The organism is Pandoraea norimbergensis, assembly GCF_001465545.3.
Classification (GTDB): Bacteria; Pseudomonadota; Gammaproteobacteria; order Burkholderiales; family Burkholderiaceae; genus Pandoraea; species Pandoraea norimbergensis.
In genome coordinates, this window is sequence record NZ_CP013480.3 from 3,531,150 (window position 1) to 3,546,442 (window position 15,293).

Here is a 15,293-nt window from a genome sequence, read left to right on the forward strand (position 1 = left end):
ATTGACCTTCCCCGCATTCCGGCACCCGGGGCCACGTCTTGGGCGACCCTCTTTGCACCGTCATCCGTGGCCAACACCCCACAAATGTCGCCAACCTACACAAACTTCGCGCCTCCGGCCGGCCGGAAGCGCCGCCCTGACGGGCAGCGCATTGCGCGTTCATCTTTGTACCACGAAAGCGCCCCGATCCTTACAGCGCATTATCGGGTGAAATTGGCGTCATTCCGGTCGTGTTCGCCGACTGTGACGTGGCCAGCAAGGCCGCCGTATCGGCAGGTGTGAGCGGCAGCCGGGCCAGCCAGAACCACGGCAGCGTCTGCGCAAGCAAACCCGAGAGCCCCGCTGTGCCTTGTATCGCGGGGCTGGCCAGCCAGCCGGCCAAGGCCCCTGCCAAGGTCTCGACATCACAGGCAGGGTCGGCGAGGTTCGCACGCAAGCCCCAGCTTTGCGGAAGCTCACGCCATACGCGCTCGTGGCTCATAGCATCGTTGAACGCCGCCAGTGCGTAGTGCTTGAGCAAGTCGGCCGTCTGCTCCGGCATCTTCTTCGCCAAACGCGCGCTTTCGGGGGGCTCGTGCGCGCCTGCGTGGCGCGTCGCCTGACATTCCGGCTGTACGGCCAGCCACGTCAACCCGGCTGCGACCGCCAGTAATCTCGTGCGTTGCGTCGCTTGTATGGCCTGCCGGGAGGATGTGCCAGCTACCTCGGTCTGCGGCGGCGTCAGCGTGACCGCCCGGAATACGTCATCGATATCGAGATGTGCGAGGGGTCGCAATCGCTCACTGTCCGGCCGTGCGGCATTCCCGACCAGCGCATCGACGCGATCCGACGTCGACAACGCCACGGATGGCAGCGGCGCGCCCGGCACGGTATCGCTATGGAGAATGGCATTCGCGGCATCACCGCCCGCATCGCCAAGCCACCTGCCGAGCAAGCGGACGAAGGCCGACAACGTACGCTCCGTCGGCCAGATGTCACGGAAACATCCAAAGTCGCGGATCAGCGTATGGAGTTGCGACATATCACCCGGTGCATACGGGCCGTCCACGTTACCCATGTCTGCCACGCCGTCCGCCCCGTTCTCGCACGTCGCCACCCGAACGCCCAGCCACTGCCAGCCGGTCGACGCGCCTCGCACCACAGGTTCAGATGCTGTCGCGTGCGCGGTATTCGACACCGTCGACGCCGTCTGCGCCGCGGGTTCGCCGTCGCGGGCGTCACCCTCGAGCCCCACCGCCAGAAGCTGCTGCGGCACACGCATGCCAACACGGCCATCGGCACTGATCAGCACGAAGGACTTCGGTCCGAAGGCATCCGTGCCGTCGACGGACAACGCACTGTGCAGATGCGCCGGCAACGCGTCGTGCCACGCCTTGCGCAACGCCTGCGTCTCAGCATCTGCGACACCCCCAACGCCCGCCTGCGCCCAGTAAAGCGTCTGGCAAACCGCGCCGGCGAACGGCCAGACGGCTTCGGGGGGATGCGTCAGACAATGCGCCAGCAACGCCTGAAGCAATGCGGGCAACACCCAGGCCGCGTGCACCCGGTTCAACGGTGTCGCGGTCAGGTCATCAATGGCCCGTGTGAGCCACTGCGCGCGCAAGTGCGCAAAACCATCGAGCTCGCCCACACCGCCGAGTGCAGGCTCTGCGGCCAGCAGCCGACCCAACCATTCACTGTGTTGCACATCGATGCGCAGACGCGCCAACGACGGCACTGACGGTGAGGCCTCACCGATCCATGACGGCATGACGCCCGAGCGACCCGCCAGCGCACGCAACACCTGCCCGAAGACATCGGCACGCAGCGCTGGCTGGTCGAACGGCAACGTCATCCACGACTGCACAACCTCGTCGAGCGCCCCGGGTGAGAGCGCGCGCAACCAATCGGCGTCGAGCCGTATGCGCGCCCCTTGCCACTGCGTGCCACCCAACTGGCAACCGGGGCCGACGCGCAGATCGTTCAGGCTTGCACCGCCGAAATGCGCGTCTCGCAAATCACACGCGAAAAACAACACGCCATCGAGCTTCGCCTCCCGCGCATTCAAGCGAGTGAGTTCGCAGTGCCGGAACGCCGCGCGGCGCAAATCTGCCCCCGCCACGCAGCCCCTCGCCATCGTCACTTCGTCCCATTGAGACTTCGCCGCGCTCGCGCCCGTCAAGCGTATGCCGGTGGCATGGCAGTCGTAAAAACTCGCGCGCCGCAACTGGGTGCGCTGCAACGACGCATCGTCGAGCCGGTTGTGTGCGAACGCTACTGCATCGCATCCGGCGTCGCTGAAGTCCGCCCCCGTCAATGCCGCGAAGCGGAAATCGGCGCCTTGTGCACGGACCTTCGACAGTCGCGCACCACTGAGGTCTGCTGCCCGAAAAGTGGCCTCGCGTAAATCAGCCCCTTCGAAATCGGCACCGACGTTGCGCGTACGGTCGAGCGTTGCGCCGTTAAGCGATGCGCCACCCCACTGCACGCCGTCGAAGCAACCATGACTCAGCTGCGCCCCGGCGGCCTGCACGCCGCGCAAGTCAGCCATCGGCACCGAGAGGTCGGGCAAGTTGGCGTTGCGCAGGTCGGTCATCGTCAGCGCAACGCCCATCACCGCAGCCGGCCATTCGCGCACCGGCGTGTGACGGCAACGCGACACGTCGAATCCGTCGGCGTCTGCCAGGGCCACCCAGTGCCACTGCGTTGGCCGGGTTGCCGCCGTCGCAGCGGCGGCGTGAGTCGATGCCTGCGCCTGAGCCTGAGACTCGCAACACCACTGCTTCAGTGCACGCAGCGCACCGGTAACGTTGCCGTCAGGTGACAAATGGGCGAAGCGCAAACGCCATGCGCGCGCCAACGCCTGCTCGTCAAATGGCAAGGCGGCCTGCGATGCCCGGCCCGTCAAAGCGGGTTCGGCGTGTCGATCCGAGCGATCCGAAGCAGCGTGCCGCGTCGATGTCCCGGCGTCCGGGCCAAGCACATGGACCAGCCACGCCACCTGTTGCCCAATCGTGCGGCGCTCGTCTTTGTCTGCGCACAGAATTAACCGCCGTAACGCTTCCGGAGGCGCTGCGCTTCGTTGCTCAAGATCGTGGTAGGACACCGCGCCCTCTGCCGGCATGCACTCGGACGGGCGGACACTCGGGTAACGCTGAGTGGGGGCTGATGCGTTTGAGAACAGGACCATGTGTGGCTCCTTGTCGCGCACGCTCATGCGTGACGCGAACAAAAAGCGACCATGGTGCCGAAGGAAACCGGACCAGCGCGTTGGGTAAATTCCGAATTAGTACGCCGGCACGTGAGGGGCATCCTTGGCGTTACGGCGTGGGATACCGTCAACGAGAAGTGCGGCGTTGCGCCGCAAACGCCACAAAAAAATCGGGCGGCACCGAGTCGAAACCCGTTGTGCCGCCCGGTATCACGCTGGACTGCCCAGTGCTGCCCGCGCCACCGAAGTCGGTCGCGCTACCAGCGCATCGGCATCAGCCGAGGCAGAGATTGAGCGCGTCGCGCCAGTCGGGTGCGCGTACGCCAAACGTGCGAGCGAGCTTGTCATTGTCGAGTACCGAATACGCCGGGCGCTTGGCCGGCAACGGATACGCCGAAGTGGGAATCGGCACAACGTTCGGACGCTTCTCCGCCGCGCTCAGATCGAGAATGGCCTCGGTGAAACCGTGCCACGTCGTCTGACCTGCCGCCGTCAGGTGGTAGACGCCACTGCGCTCATGCCAGAAGTCAGCGTCGAAGCCCTGCTCGTTCGACCCTTGTGCCAGCGTCTGCGCGGTCAACTCGGCAATCGTGCGACACCAGGTCGGGGCGCCATGCTGGTCGGCCACGATACGCAGTTCGTCGCGCTCGCGTGCCAGTCGTTGCACGGTCAGCAGAAAGTTGGCACCGCGGTTGCCGTATACCCAGCTCGTGCGCAGCACGAGGTGGTTCGCGCCGCTTGCCGCAATGGCCGCTTCGCCAGCCAGCTTGGTGCGGCCGTAGGCATTCTGCGGATTGGTGGGTTCTTCTTCACGATACGGCACGCTGGACGTGCCATCGAAAACGTAGTCGGTGGAATAGTGAACGACGAGTGCGCCGAGACGCTTGGCCTGCTCGGCCATGACGCCGGGCACCACGGCATTGACCTGATACGCCGCCGCCTCTTCCGTTTCCGCCCGATCGACGGCCGTGTAGGCGGCCGGATTGACGATCAGGTCGGGGGCGAAGTCACGAATCGTACGCACGACGCTATCGGTGTCGAGCAGGTCCATCTCGCTACGCGCAGGTGCGTAGACATCGCCCATGCCTTGCAGGCAACGCGCCAATTCCCAGCCTACTTGTCCGGTGGCGCCTGTCAGCAGGATACGTCTCGTCATGGTGCGACTCCCTTGTCTCGGATCGGATCGGTGAAACAGGGGAGCCTACCGCGATTACCTTCAGGTTTCCAGCCCCAGCTCCTGAATCTTGCGGGTAATAGTGTTGCGGCCGATGCCCAGACGGCTTGCCGCCTCGACTTTTCGACCCCGCGTGAAGTCGAGTGCCTCATTGATCAGAGCCGTCTCGAAACGACGCGTCAACTGGTCCATGACATCCGGCGATGCCGAGCGCAGCAACCTCGCCACCTCGCGCCGCAAAATCGGTTCCCAGCTATCCGCCCCCGCCGCATCACCCGCTGTCGATGCGCCATTCGCACCGTTCTGCGGGACAGCAGCCCCCGCGCCACCGGACATGCCGTTGGCGCCCGCGTATCCGGCACCCGCTGCACCCGCCACACCACCGACCGGCGAACTGACCGCAGCGTTTGCAGGCGCCGCTACCGCCGCCGCGTAAGCCGGTGCGGGCGCACCCGAGCCGGTGATGGAAGTTGGTGCCAGCGTCTGAAATTCCGGGGGCAGATCCTTGATTTCGACGGTTTGTGCCGGCGCCATCACCGTGAGCCAGTTGCTCAGGTTCTCCAACTGCCGCACGTTGCCCGGGAACGGGAAGCGCGTCAGATGGTTGAGCGCGCCCTCGCTGATGCGCTTGGTCTCGACGCCGAGATCGCGTGCACTCTTTTGCAGGAAGTGACGCACCAGCAGCGGAATGTCTTCGTTGCGCTCACGCAGCGACGGCAGGCGCAGGCGAATGACGTTGAGGCGGTGGTACAAATCCTCACGGAACAGGCCCTGCCGCACACGATCTTCCAGATTCTGGTGAGTCGCGGCAATCACGCGCACGTTCGCCTTGATCGGGCTGTGCCCGCCCACGCGGTAATAGTTGCCGTCCGAGAGCACACGCAGCAGACGCGTTTGCAGATCGAGCGGCATGTCGCCGATTTCATCGAGAAACAGCGTGCCGTTCTCGGCCTGTTCGAAGCGCCCGCGCCGGGTGGCTTGTGCACCGGTGAACGCGCCACGCTCGTGACCGAACAGCTCGGACTCCAGAAGATCTTTCGGAATCGCCGCCGTATTGAGCGCGATGAACGGCCCCGCAGCGCGCGGCGAATGCCGGTGCAGCGCGCGGGCAACGAGTTCCTTGCCCGAGCCCGATTCACCAGTAATGAGCACCGTCGCACTCGAATGCGACAAGCGGCCGATGGCGCGGAACACGTCCTGCATCGCGCTCGCCTGCCCAAGAATCTCGGGCTCTTCGGTGATGCGCTCGTCGTCGGTCGCTTCGCGCAGGCTTTCTTCCACGGCCCGCAGAATCAGTTCGACCGCACGATCCACGTCAAAGGGCTTGGCGAGGTATTCGAACGCCCCGCCCTGAAACGCGGCAACGGCGCTGTCGAGATCCGAGAACGCCGTCATGATGATGACCGGCAGGCCGGGGTGGCGTTGTTTCGCCATTTGCAAAAGCTCGAGCCCGGAACCGCCCGCCATGCGGATGTCCGAGACCAGCACTTGCGGCGAGTCGTGTTCGAGGGCAGCGCTGGCTTCGCGCGGGCCGGTAAAGCTGCGCACCGGCAAGTTGGCGCGTGTCAGCGCCTTCTCAAGCACCCATCGAATCGATTGGTCGTCGTCTACTATCCAGATCGGCTTCATTGTTCACCGTGTAACGTCTATGCCCGGCCGCAGGTGTACGGCCGACGGCGTGAGGGCCGCATCAGCCCAGGGGCAGCAGGATTCGGAAATCCGTCCGTCCGGGCCGGCTTTCGCATTCGATCAGACCGTCGTGACGCTGTACGAACGACTGCGCCAGTGTGAGTCCCAGACCGCTTCCCCCTTCGCGCCCGGAGACGAGCGGATAGAAGATGCGGTCACGAATGTCAGCGGGAATACCAGGCCCGTTGTCGATGACATGCAATTCCAATGCCAGCTTGTGCAAACGTTTGGCAATCGTGATCTTTCTTGCCACGCGCGTGCGTAAAACGATGCGTGCGTCGCCACGTGCAATCTGCTCGCGCAACGCCTCGGCCCCGTTGCGCACAATGTTCAGAAGCGCCTGAATCAGTTGCTCCTTGTCGCCGCGAAAGTCCGGCAGGCTCACGTCGTAATCGCGCTCGATCGACAGCCCCTGCGGAAATTCGGCCAGCACCACCGAGCGCACGCGCTCGCACACTTCGTGAATGTTCACGTCGGTGGCGATATACGGATGGCGATGCGGCTCAAGCAGCCGGTCGACCAGCGTTTGCAGCCGGTCGGACTCCTTGATGATGACCTGCGTGTACTCACGCAATTCGCGCTGATCCAACTCGAACTCCAGCAACTGCGCCGCACCACGAATGCCGCCGAGCGGATTCTTGATCTCGTGCGCCAGGTTGCGGATGAGCTGCTTGTTCATCAACGCCTGATCGATGATGCGTTCTTCGCGCTCGTTCTTGAGCTTCTGCTCGTTCTCGATCAGCTCGACGATCACGAAATCGGGCGCTGCCTCGGGGGCGGCCACGATCGCGTGCGTATGCAAAGGCTCCTGCGCGGTGCGTTCAAGCACCAAATCGAGGCGCGTGGTCTGAAAGTGATTGGCGATCAGCTCGACCATCGTCGACGCCAGCACGTCGCCGTTGGTGAACACATCGTTCCACGTCATCTGCGACAGCGAGCGGCGCGAGAGCGCCAGCAACGCTTCGGCCGCCGGGTTCGCAAACACCACGCGCAGCGTGTGCTTTTCGAGCACCAACAGCACGGTCGGCAACGCTTCGAGCCCCGGCAGAATACCGGTCGCCGCGAGCTTCACGGCCGACGGATCATCACTCTGCGCGAGCAACGGCTCCGCGCTTGCATCGGCAGACACCATTGCCGTTTGCGTCTCGCCCTTCGGCCGGGCACCGGCACGCACACTTTTCATCAAGGATCGAGGCGATAAATTCATGGTGGATAACCTGGTGACTGGCAGTGCCGGTCACGACACGCAGGGATAAAAAAGGGGGACGGCCGCGGCCATCCCCCTCTGGCTTGCAAGCATGACGGTCGGCCGCTGGCGTTCCGTCATGCCGGCGCATTCCCTGCGCAGCGCTTCGATTACAGCGAGTAGTACATCTCGAACTCGAGCGGATGCGTGGTCATCGCGATACGACGGGCTTCGTCGCTCTTGAGTGCGATGTACGAATCCAGCATGCCGTCCGTGAACACGCCGCCACGGGTCAGGAACTCGCGGTCTTCGTTCAGGTACTCCAGCGCCTGTTCGAGGCTCGAGCACACGGTCGGGATCTTTGCATCCTCTTCCGGCGGCAGGTCGTACAGGTTCTTGTCGGCAGCTTCGCCCGGGTGGATCTTGTTCTGCACGCCATCCAGACCGGCCATCAACATGGCCGAGAAGGCCAGGTACGGGTTGGCCATCGGGTCCGGGAAGCGCGCTTCGATGCGGCGGCCCTTCGGGTTGGCAACGTACGGAATGCGGATCGATGCCGAACGGTTACGGGCCGAGTAGGCCAGCTTCACCGGGGCTTCGAAGTGCGGGACCAGACGCTTGTACGAGTTCGTCGACGGGTTCGTGATCGCGTTCAGGGCACGGGCGTGCTTGATGATGCCGCCGATGTAGTACAGCGCGAATTCCGACAGACCGCCGTAGCCGTTACCGGCGAACAGGTTCTGACCATCCTTCCAGATCGACTGGTGGATGTGCATGCCCGAACCGTTGTCGCCAACGATCGGCTTCGGCATGAACGTGGCCGTCTTGCCGTAGCTGTGGGCAACGTTCTGCACCACATACTTCAGGATCTGCGTCCAGTCGGCACGTTGCACCAGCGTCGAGAAACGGGTACCGATTTCGTTCTGGCCTTGACCGGCGACTTCGTGGTGGTGCACTTCAACCGGCACGCCCAGTTGTTCGAGCAACAGGCACATTTCCGAGCGCATGTCCTGGAACGTGTCGACCGGTGCGACCGGGAAGTAGCCGCCCTTCGTGCCCGGACGGTGGCCGGTGTTGCCGCCTTCGAAGTCCTTCGACGACGACCACGGTGCTTCTTCCGAGCCGATGCGCACGAACGTGCCCGACATGTCGGTGCCCCACTGGACCGAGTCGAAAATGAAGAATTCCGGCTCCGGACCGAAGAAGGCGGTGTCGCCCAGGCCCGTGCTCTTCAGGTACGCTTCGGCGCGCTTGGCGATCGAGCGCGGGTCGCGGTCGTAGCCCTTGCCGTCAGCCGGCTCAACCACGTCGCAAGTCAGCACCAGCGTGCTTTCTTCATAGAACGGGTCGATGTAGGCCGTGTTGGCGTCCGGCACCAGCAGCATGTCCGAGGCTTCGATGCCCTTCCAGCCGGCGATCGACGAACCGTCAAAAGCGTGACCGCTTTCGAACTTGTCGGCGTCGAAGTGCGACACCGGCACCGAGACGTGTTGTTCTTTGCCGCGCGTGTCGGTAAAGCGGAAGTCGACGAACTTGACATCTTCTTCCTTCACCAGGTTCAACACATCTGCCACTGATTTGCTCATGCTATCTCCCGAAAGATTCAATACTGGCGCTGCCGGCGCTAGTCACCAGCGTCGCCGCACCCTCTTAACGAACTCCGTGTTCGGATTCACCAGTGATTAGCACGAAGCGTGCCAGCCACCGATACTGCTATCGCCGCATGGCGGTTTCCGTCCGGGTTTCGCCCTATCTCCCTCTGATTTCTAAGGAAATAATGAATTGAGCGATTGCCGGCGGAAGAATTCCCGTTCCCGGGCGGCGATTCTCCTTCGTGGTGCCGTTTTGGTGCAGATCGCACCAAAATAACCCCATGTTGGTGCATTGGCGAATTATGCACCTTTTAGGTGCCGGTCGCCGATTTGCACCGACCCGAAATTGTGCATCCGAATGCACCGTCTGTACACGTGGGCATCCTCCGATACGCGCGCGATCGGCTATGTATGTGACGTAAAGTGCACGCTAGAATGAGAGTCAACCTTCGACCAACGAGATCACAGCAATATGACAAGCGCGAAAGCCATTCTCGAACAAGCCGCCCAACGCCGCGCCGCCGGCCAACTTGCCTATTCGGGCGCCGTGACCCCGGAAGAAGCGCTGGCGCTGCTGCAAGCCGATCCGGCGGTGCGTCTGATCGACGTGCGCACGCGCGCGGAACTCGACTGGGTGGGCCGCCCGCAGGTGCCCGACGGCCAATACGTCAACGTGGAATGGGTGCGCTACCCCGGCGGCGTGCCGAACGAGCAGTTTCTTGAGCAACTGGCGTCGCAGGCCGCCAGCAAAGACACGCCGCTGCTGTTCCTATGCCGCAGCGCCGCGCGCTCGAAGGCTGCCGCAAAAGTGGCCTATGAAGCCGGTTATGCGCAATCGTTCGACATTCTCGAAGGCTTCGAAGGGGATAAGGACAGCGCAGGCCATCGCAAGCACGTGAGCGGCTGGTGCTTCCGCAGGCTGCCGTGGCTGGGCGCGTGAGATCGCTGCGACAAGCCATCGAAGCATCGAAGCATTGATTCCCCAATTCGGAGCGTTCCCGCTCGAGTGAAGCCATCGGGTTACGTCGCTACGTAACCCGAACAACCGATCGAACAACGCAAGCAAGCCCAACAACGACGCATCGCCGCAAGGAGACATCCCCCATGGACTGGACCCATTTGCTGACTTTCGCCCTCGCGCTGTTCGTGGGTGCGGGAACGCCCGGCCCCGGCATCGCCGCCATCGTGGCGCGCGTGCTCGGACGCGGCATGCAAGGCGCCGTAGCGTTCTCGGCAGGTGTCGCGATCGGCGACGTCGTGTGGCTCACGCTGGCGGTGCTTGGCGTGGCGGCGTTGGCCCATACGTTCTCGGGTGTGTTTCTGGCGATCAAGTACGCGGGTGCAGCCTACCTGCTCTATCTGGCGTGGAAGATGTGGCACGCTCCGGCCGTGGCCCCGGCAGAGCCGATGACGAACGCCCCACGCGAGAAGTCGTGGCGGCTGTTTCTCGGTGGCTTGTCGGTCACGCTGGGCAACCCGAAAGTCGTCGTGTTCTATTTCGCGCTGCTGCCCAACTTGCTCGACCTGCAACGCATCACCGCGCTCGGCTATTTCGAAGTCGTGGGCGTGACGCTTTCGGTGCTCACGATCGTGTTCGGCAGCTACATTCTGCTGGCCGCACGTGCGCGCCGCCTGCTCAGTTCGGCCCGCGCCGTGCGCCGGCTCAACCGGGCCACCGGCACGGTGATGGCTGGTGCAGCGGTCGCCATCGCGACGCGATAACCAGAACGTCTCCCGCATTGTTGCGTCAAGCGGAGGGGTTCATTTGCTCAATTGCGGTTTCTCCCCCATCGCCCGGCCTCTACACTCGTGGCGTGGGTGATGCAGTTAGCGCAGGGCAATGCGCACTTCCCCTTCGTCACTCACATGCGTCGGCCGCCTGCGACAGTCCGCAGGCGTACGACCTTCGGCCCTCGTTGCGTTGTCGCCCCCCTCAGCTGTATCGCGACAACGCGACACGACGCACGCAAGTCGGACGGCATCTCCGGCTTGCGCTGCGTCACCTCTTTACGTCACATCGATATCACCCCGGTATCGGTGTCGTAGGGTCCGTCGACAGGCGCGCGCCCGCGTCTTTCCGGGGCATCGTCAAGCACATCCGGCCAGTCCTCTTCCCCTCTGGCCGGGGCAGGCGCCGACGACGCCTTCGGGCGCATCTCCTGTCGCCGTGCGTCCTGCGCTATTGCGTGGCTCGCATGGGACTTTCTGCCCGCCCCTCGCCCAGGGAGCGGGCTTTTTTCGTAGCGGCACGTGCACTGCGTGCTACCATGCTGCCGTTTCAATTTGCATAGACAGGATCATCCGGTGAGTCAAATCGAATTCGATATCGAGTGGACCGAACGCGCAGCGAAAAAGGCCGAGCGGATCATCAAGAAGGACACGCCCATCGCGCTGCCGCCGATCGAATGCATGCCGGCCGAAGGCGACGTGCTGTTTCTCGGTCAGGGCGACAAGAAGCAGCCGTTCGTCGTGGTGGAGCGCCAGTATCACCACGAAGGCGAAGATGCATGGACGATCGTCCTGATTCTCGACCTGCCGGACTAATGCGCAATTGCGCTGCACGGTGCCGATGAGCACTCCGTAGCGCAGGTCCAAACGCATCGCACGCGGCGCGGCCACTGGGGAAATCCCGGTTGCCGCGCCGCTTTGCTTGGGGCGAGCCATTTTCTATACTCGAATCGCGTCTTTAGTCGCGTGATATCGACCGGGAGATGGACCATGGTCATGCCCCACCTTTCCAATGCGCAACTCGTCGTCATGTTTGCGATTGCGGTGTTCGGAGCGATTGTCGTCGGCGCGATGCCGTGCAAGGGAGCCGTGCGAATGTGTTGGCGTTCGCTGCTGGTCGTGGTGGGGGCAGTGCTTGCCGTGCTGGCATTCGAACTCGTCCCGCTGCTCGCGTGAGAGCTTTTTTGCGGAATTTCATCATTAAGGGTTGACCCCATGCGGAAGAGCCGATAATATCTCGGTCTCGTTGGGGCGTTAGCTCAGTTGGTAGAGCAGCGGACTCTTAATCCGTAGGTCGAGTGTTCGAGTCACTCACGCCCCACCAAACGAATTTTTGAAGAAAGGCTGCTTTGCCGTGCAGCCTTTTTTATTCCCGGTTGCATCGGGGCGTTAGCTCAGTTGGTAGAGCAGCGGACTCTTAATCCGTAGGTCGAGTGTTCGAGTCACTCACGCCCCACCAAGCAATACCGAAAACGGCGCCGAGAAAGGCTGTCACTTGCAGTCTTTTTTGTTCCCGGTAACACCGGGGCGTTAGCTCAGTTGGTAGAGCAGCGGACTCTTAATCCGTAGGTCGAGTGTTCGAGTCACTCACGCCCCACCAGATACCCTTCAAGGGCCGCACACTGTGCGGCCCTTGTCGTTTCTGCGGTGTCGTTTCTGCGGTGTCGTTTCTGCGGTGTCGTTTCTGCGGTGTCGTTTCTGCGGTGCCGTTTCTGCGGTGCCACTTCTCCCGCGCACGCCCTGCATTACATTCCCGCGCCGGCATCTACTCCCCTCGCGTCCCAAGTCTCCCGTCGCAGTGTCTGTCGTCCTATTCCTACAGCCGATTCAGTTTCAGCCGATAGTGCACGCGCGATGCGACAACTAAGCTGTACACATACCGCCGCGCGCTAAATGGCTACGCGTGTAATACGTGAAACGCGGCTGACACTCGCTACAGGAGACACATCATGAAGACGGCGAAGTCGATTCTGGTTCTGGCCACCGCGCTCATCATGGGCGCGTCCATCGTCGGTTGCACACTCGGCGGCGCCGCAGCCGGCGGCGTCATCGGCCACGAAGCTACTGGCGGCAGCACCGCAGGCACCATCGGCGGCGCCGTAGTCGGCGGCGTGATCGGTCACGAGTTGGGTAAGTAACCCGTTAGATTCCGCTTGGCGCGCCTGGAATCAGCGGAGCCACAAAATCCCGCGCTGCGCTCAGGTTTGAAACAGCAAGCTCCCTGAAAGCACGCGGGATCGGCAACCGGGAAGTGTCATGCGTGACACTTCCCCAAAAAACTTCTGCGGCCCGAATCGCCCGCCCCCAAACGTGGGGTCTTGCGCCGATCGTGCCGATTTTCGGCGTGATCGGCGCAAGATCAGGGTCCACTCCGCCGCCCAAAGAGGCGTAGCGCATGGGCAAGATGTCATAGGCGGGTGCCACACGCTCAAACCGGCCGCGCCCATCCAGTAGTACCGAAATATTCTCGAAATGCCGGTCACCGTTCCCAATGAGTTCGCTGAATGCGGCCATGACGTGAATCTTCAACACCTCGCCTTCCGATAGGTACTTCGCCTGTTCGCATCGCGCGGCGAACTCGGACCACGTATCGCGCTTGCCAAAGTACTCATCGTCGATGGCCCCTGCCGACAACATGCCGATTCGACCATAACGCCCCACGCGATCAAAGCGCTGCACCTCAAGAAAAATGTAGGTATCCGAAACCAAAACGTTCGTGTGCGCCGCCGGCACATCCGCTACGCTTAGCGCGTCCAGCGCAAGATGCTCCAGACAGAGCAGGTCAGCCATGCGGCTGCCCCGCTTCGCGAATTTCACGATCACGTGTCCTGAGTCTTCCGTCAGACAAAGAAACTTCGGTTGCTCACCGCCGGCGCTTGACCCAAAGGACGCATCCTTGAGTTGATTCGCCATTGCATCGTATTCACTCACCTTCTCCGCCGACGCTACCGGCGATAGTTGTCGAAACGCCATCTCCTTTTGCAGCGACGTATCCCCGTAGATCAAATTGCCGGGCAGGTTCAGCCCCCGCGTGAAGAGATACGCGATGCGCTGCTCGTCGCTCCAGTCCCGGAGACTCTCAGGAAATTGCATCTCCAGAGCAGCGTTTCGGGCGACTTGGCGCCCCAGGAAACCCGAGGGCGCTGCAAAGGCCATGTGTGGCGGCAGGCCCGCGTAAAGCGTATTCCTCAGGCCGGAAAGCTCGACGGTACCTCCGCCCTCAAGAAATTCCATTTGCGAAGCCGGTTCAATCGCGCCGTCCATCGACACGCGATACACCGTTTGACGCGGATTCAACCCACCGGGCAACTGCCGCAACAGCCCGTATTTGGGCACTCGATCTCCCGAAATACGAAAGCTCGTGAATAGTTCAGGAGCATCTCGAATCGTTCGGGAAAGCGTTGGCTGGCCGATGGACAGTGCGGTAGTAATTTCCTGCGCAGTCCTTGTTTCATGGCGTAGAAAGCGGCGAAGGGCTTCGATTCGGAGTGATGATTCGGACATGAAACACCTCGATTCAGCGCAGAATTGAATAGTTCATGAATAGTTCATGAATAATTCAAGACTAGCACGAACCTGCCCCTGGTCAAGGTTTCATTGGCCAAGGGGAAGGTTCTATCCCACCGATCACGCGCAGCCGTTGGCCGACGTTAACGGCCCGCCCTGCCATGCGGGTTCCCCGCCCACGATGTATAGCGGCCCGTTGGACGCGTACGCATACATCACCATCGCATCGCCCGCCAGTGCCTCCACCGCTGCGCGGGCTGCATCGACGCTATCGAAGCGCTTGGCCTGCGACGTGCATACTGCGTAGTGCCGGCCGCCGCCGGGCAAGTGCCCGTCCTGCCGCCCGACAAAGGCCGCCTGCCGGCCTAGCCACACGAAGTGCCCCTCGCATTTCGCCAGCGCCGGCGGCCGCTTAACCGTCGAATCCTCCGTCTGCGACGGCTCGCCCGCCCGGTGCAAACGCAATTGCCGCCGGATCGCTGCGTCCGACCAACGACCCATCCCGATATCTCGTGCTTTGCTCTTTGCCATCAGTAACTCCCCGGTGTTGGCCTGCGGCACTGCGCTCGCGGGCACTCCGATAATGGTGAACAATAAAGCGGTGAATGGGGTTGGGGAGTGTCCGATATACGATGCCGCGCCCCGGGGTCACGCTTCACGCGCTCCGAAACTCACGGGTCGTTAACCAAAGGATGCATTGCATCGGTCGCCACGCTCGACACCTTGATTGACGCCGCAGCGCTCGCAGCAAGCCCGGCGCGGGCGTTATTCCCTGACAGCTACAACGCGGCCATCGCGCAACAGCACTGCAACGCGCACTACGAGGCCACGCGCCGTTGTCTACACTGAGACATGGCAACCGTCACGTTTGCACCCGCAATTCAACGTCACGTCCCCGTCGATGAACAGCAAGTCGACGGTGCCAACGTGCAATCCGCGCTCGCCACGTGCATGACGCGGGCGCCCGGCTTGCGCGGTTATCTCTTCAACGATCAGGGCCGTTTGCGCGCGCATGTCGCGGTCTTTGTCGACGGTCATCTGATCAAGGACCGCAGTCACCTGAGCGATGCCCTCAACGCGCAGAGCCGCGTGTACGTTGCGCAAGCCCTGTCTGGCGGATGAGCGCACGAATTTATCAACTGAAAAAAGGTAGATGCGGCGACATGCGCGAGTCGGCTTGCGCGGCCAACCCAACGGGTGAGCTAACCGCAGACTGCCGAGGAGGAG

13 protein-coding genes and 3 tRNA genes are annotated in these 15,293 nt (G+C 62.6%); 9 read left to right on the top strand and 7 right to left on the bottom strand.

Going from position 1 to position 15,293, the window contains the following annotated elements; genetic code table 11:
- Positions 1-190: 190 nt before the first annotated feature.
- The 5 genes from AT302_RS15435 to glnA form a co-directional block, all read right to left on the bottom strand.
- A complete protein-coding gene (locus AT302_RS15435) occupies positions 191-3,169 on the bottom strand; it encodes a pentapeptide repeat-containing protein (protein ID WP_174554612.1) in 2,979 nt (992 codons plus the stop codon).
- A 295-nt stretch (positions 3,170-3,464) separates the two neighbouring features.
- Positions 3,465-4,346, bottom strand: coding sequence for a dTDP-4-dehydrorhamnose reductase (gene rfbD / locus AT302_RS15440; RefSeq protein ID WP_058379183.1), 882 nt, complete (start codon positions 4,344-4,346; stop codon positions 3,465-3,467).
- A gap of 60 nt (positions 4,347-4,406) precedes the next feature.
- Positions 4,407-5,993 (bottom strand): nitrogen regulation protein NR(I), encoded by a 1,587-nt coding sequence (gene ntrC / locus AT302_RS15445; protein WP_058379184.1) that lies wholly within the window; start codon positions 5,991-5,993, stop codon positions 4,407-4,409.
- Positions 5,994-6,054: 61 nt separating this feature from the next.
- A complete protein-coding gene (gene glnL, locus AT302_RS15450; protein ID WP_058380356.1) occupies positions 6,055-7,185 on the bottom strand; it encodes a nitrogen regulation protein NR(II) in 1,131 nt (376 codons plus the stop codon).
- A 224-nt stretch (positions 7,186-7,409) separates the two neighbouring features.
- Positions 7,410-8,825 (bottom strand): type I glutamate--ammonia ligase, encoded by a 1,416-nt coding sequence (glnA, locus tag AT302_RS15455; protein WP_058379185.1) that lies wholly within the window; start codon positions 8,823-8,825, stop codon positions 7,410-7,412.
- A gap of 478 nt (positions 8,826-9,303) precedes the next feature.
- On the opposite strand from glnA, the gene AT302_RS15460 reads away from it, so the two are divergent.
- The 8 genes from AT302_RS15460 (at position 9,304) to AT302_RS15495 (ending at position 12,697) form a co-directional block, all read left to right on the top strand.
- A complete protein-coding gene (locus tag AT302_RS15460; protein ID WP_058379186.1) occupies positions 9,304-9,771 on the top strand; it encodes a rhodanese-like domain-containing protein in 468 nt (155 codons plus the stop codon).
- A 164-nt stretch (positions 9,772-9,935) separates the two neighbouring features.
- On the top strand, positions 9,936-10,553 hold the full coding sequence (locus tag AT302_RS15465; RefSeq protein ID WP_058379187.1) for a LysE family translocator: 618 nt from the start codon (positions 9,936-9,938) through the stop codon (positions 10,551-10,553).
- Positions 10,554-11,135: 582 nt separating this feature from the next.
- Complete coding sequence (locus AT302_RS15470; protein WP_058379188.1) at positions 11,136-11,375, top strand: hypothetical protein; 240 nt, start codon at positions 11,136-11,138, stop codon at positions 11,373-11,375.
- Positions 11,376-11,549: 174 nt separating this feature from the next.
- Positions 11,550-11,735, top strand: a complete 186-nt coding sequence (locus tag AT302_RS15475; protein ID WP_058379189.1) for a hypothetical protein — start codon at positions 11,550-11,552, stop codon at positions 11,733-11,735.
- 72 nt (positions 11,736-11,807) lie between these two features.
- Positions 11,808-11,883: transfer RNA gene (locus AT302_RS15480), tRNA-Lys, on the top strand.
- A gap of 59 nt (positions 11,884-11,942) precedes the next feature.
- Positions 11,943-12,018 (top strand) — tRNA-Lys (locus AT302_RS15485).
- Positions 12,019-12,083: 65 nt separating this feature from the next.
- A tRNA-Lys gene (locus AT302_RS15490) sits at positions 12,084-12,159 on the top strand.
- A 349-nt stretch (positions 12,160-12,508) separates the two neighbouring features.
- Positions 12,509-12,697 carry a glycine zipper 2TM domain-containing protein gene (locus AT302_RS15495; RefSeq protein WP_058379190.1) on the top strand — a complete coding sequence of 63 codons (189 nt, stop codon included), beginning with the start codon at positions 12,509-12,511 and terminating at the stop codon, positions 12,695-12,697.
- Between the two features lie 4 nt (positions 12,698-12,701).
- Here AT302_RS15495 and AT302_RS15500 read toward each other — a convergent pair whose 3' ends face one another.
- Both AT302_RS15500 and AT302_RS15505 read right to left on the bottom strand, forming a co-directional pair.
- Positions 12,702-14,063: a HipA domain-containing protein gene (locus AT302_RS15500; RefSeq protein WP_084656258.1), complete on the bottom strand. Its 1,362-nt coding sequence runs from the start codon at positions 14,061-14,063 to the stop codon at positions 12,702-12,704.
- Positions 14,064-14,186: 123 nt separating this feature from the next.
- Positions 14,187-14,597, bottom strand: a complete 411-nt coding sequence (locus AT302_RS15505) for a hypothetical protein (protein ID WP_157125800.1) — start codon at positions 14,595-14,597, stop codon at positions 14,187-14,189.
- 321 nt (positions 14,598-14,918) lie between these two features.
- On the opposite strand from AT302_RS15505, the gene AT302_RS15510 reads away from it, so the two are divergent.
- Positions 14,919-15,188 (top strand): MoaD/ThiS family protein, encoded by a 270-nt coding sequence (locus tag AT302_RS15510; protein WP_058379193.1) that lies wholly within the window; start codon positions 14,919-14,921, stop codon positions 15,186-15,188.
- Positions 15,189-15,293 lie beyond the last annotated feature (105 nt).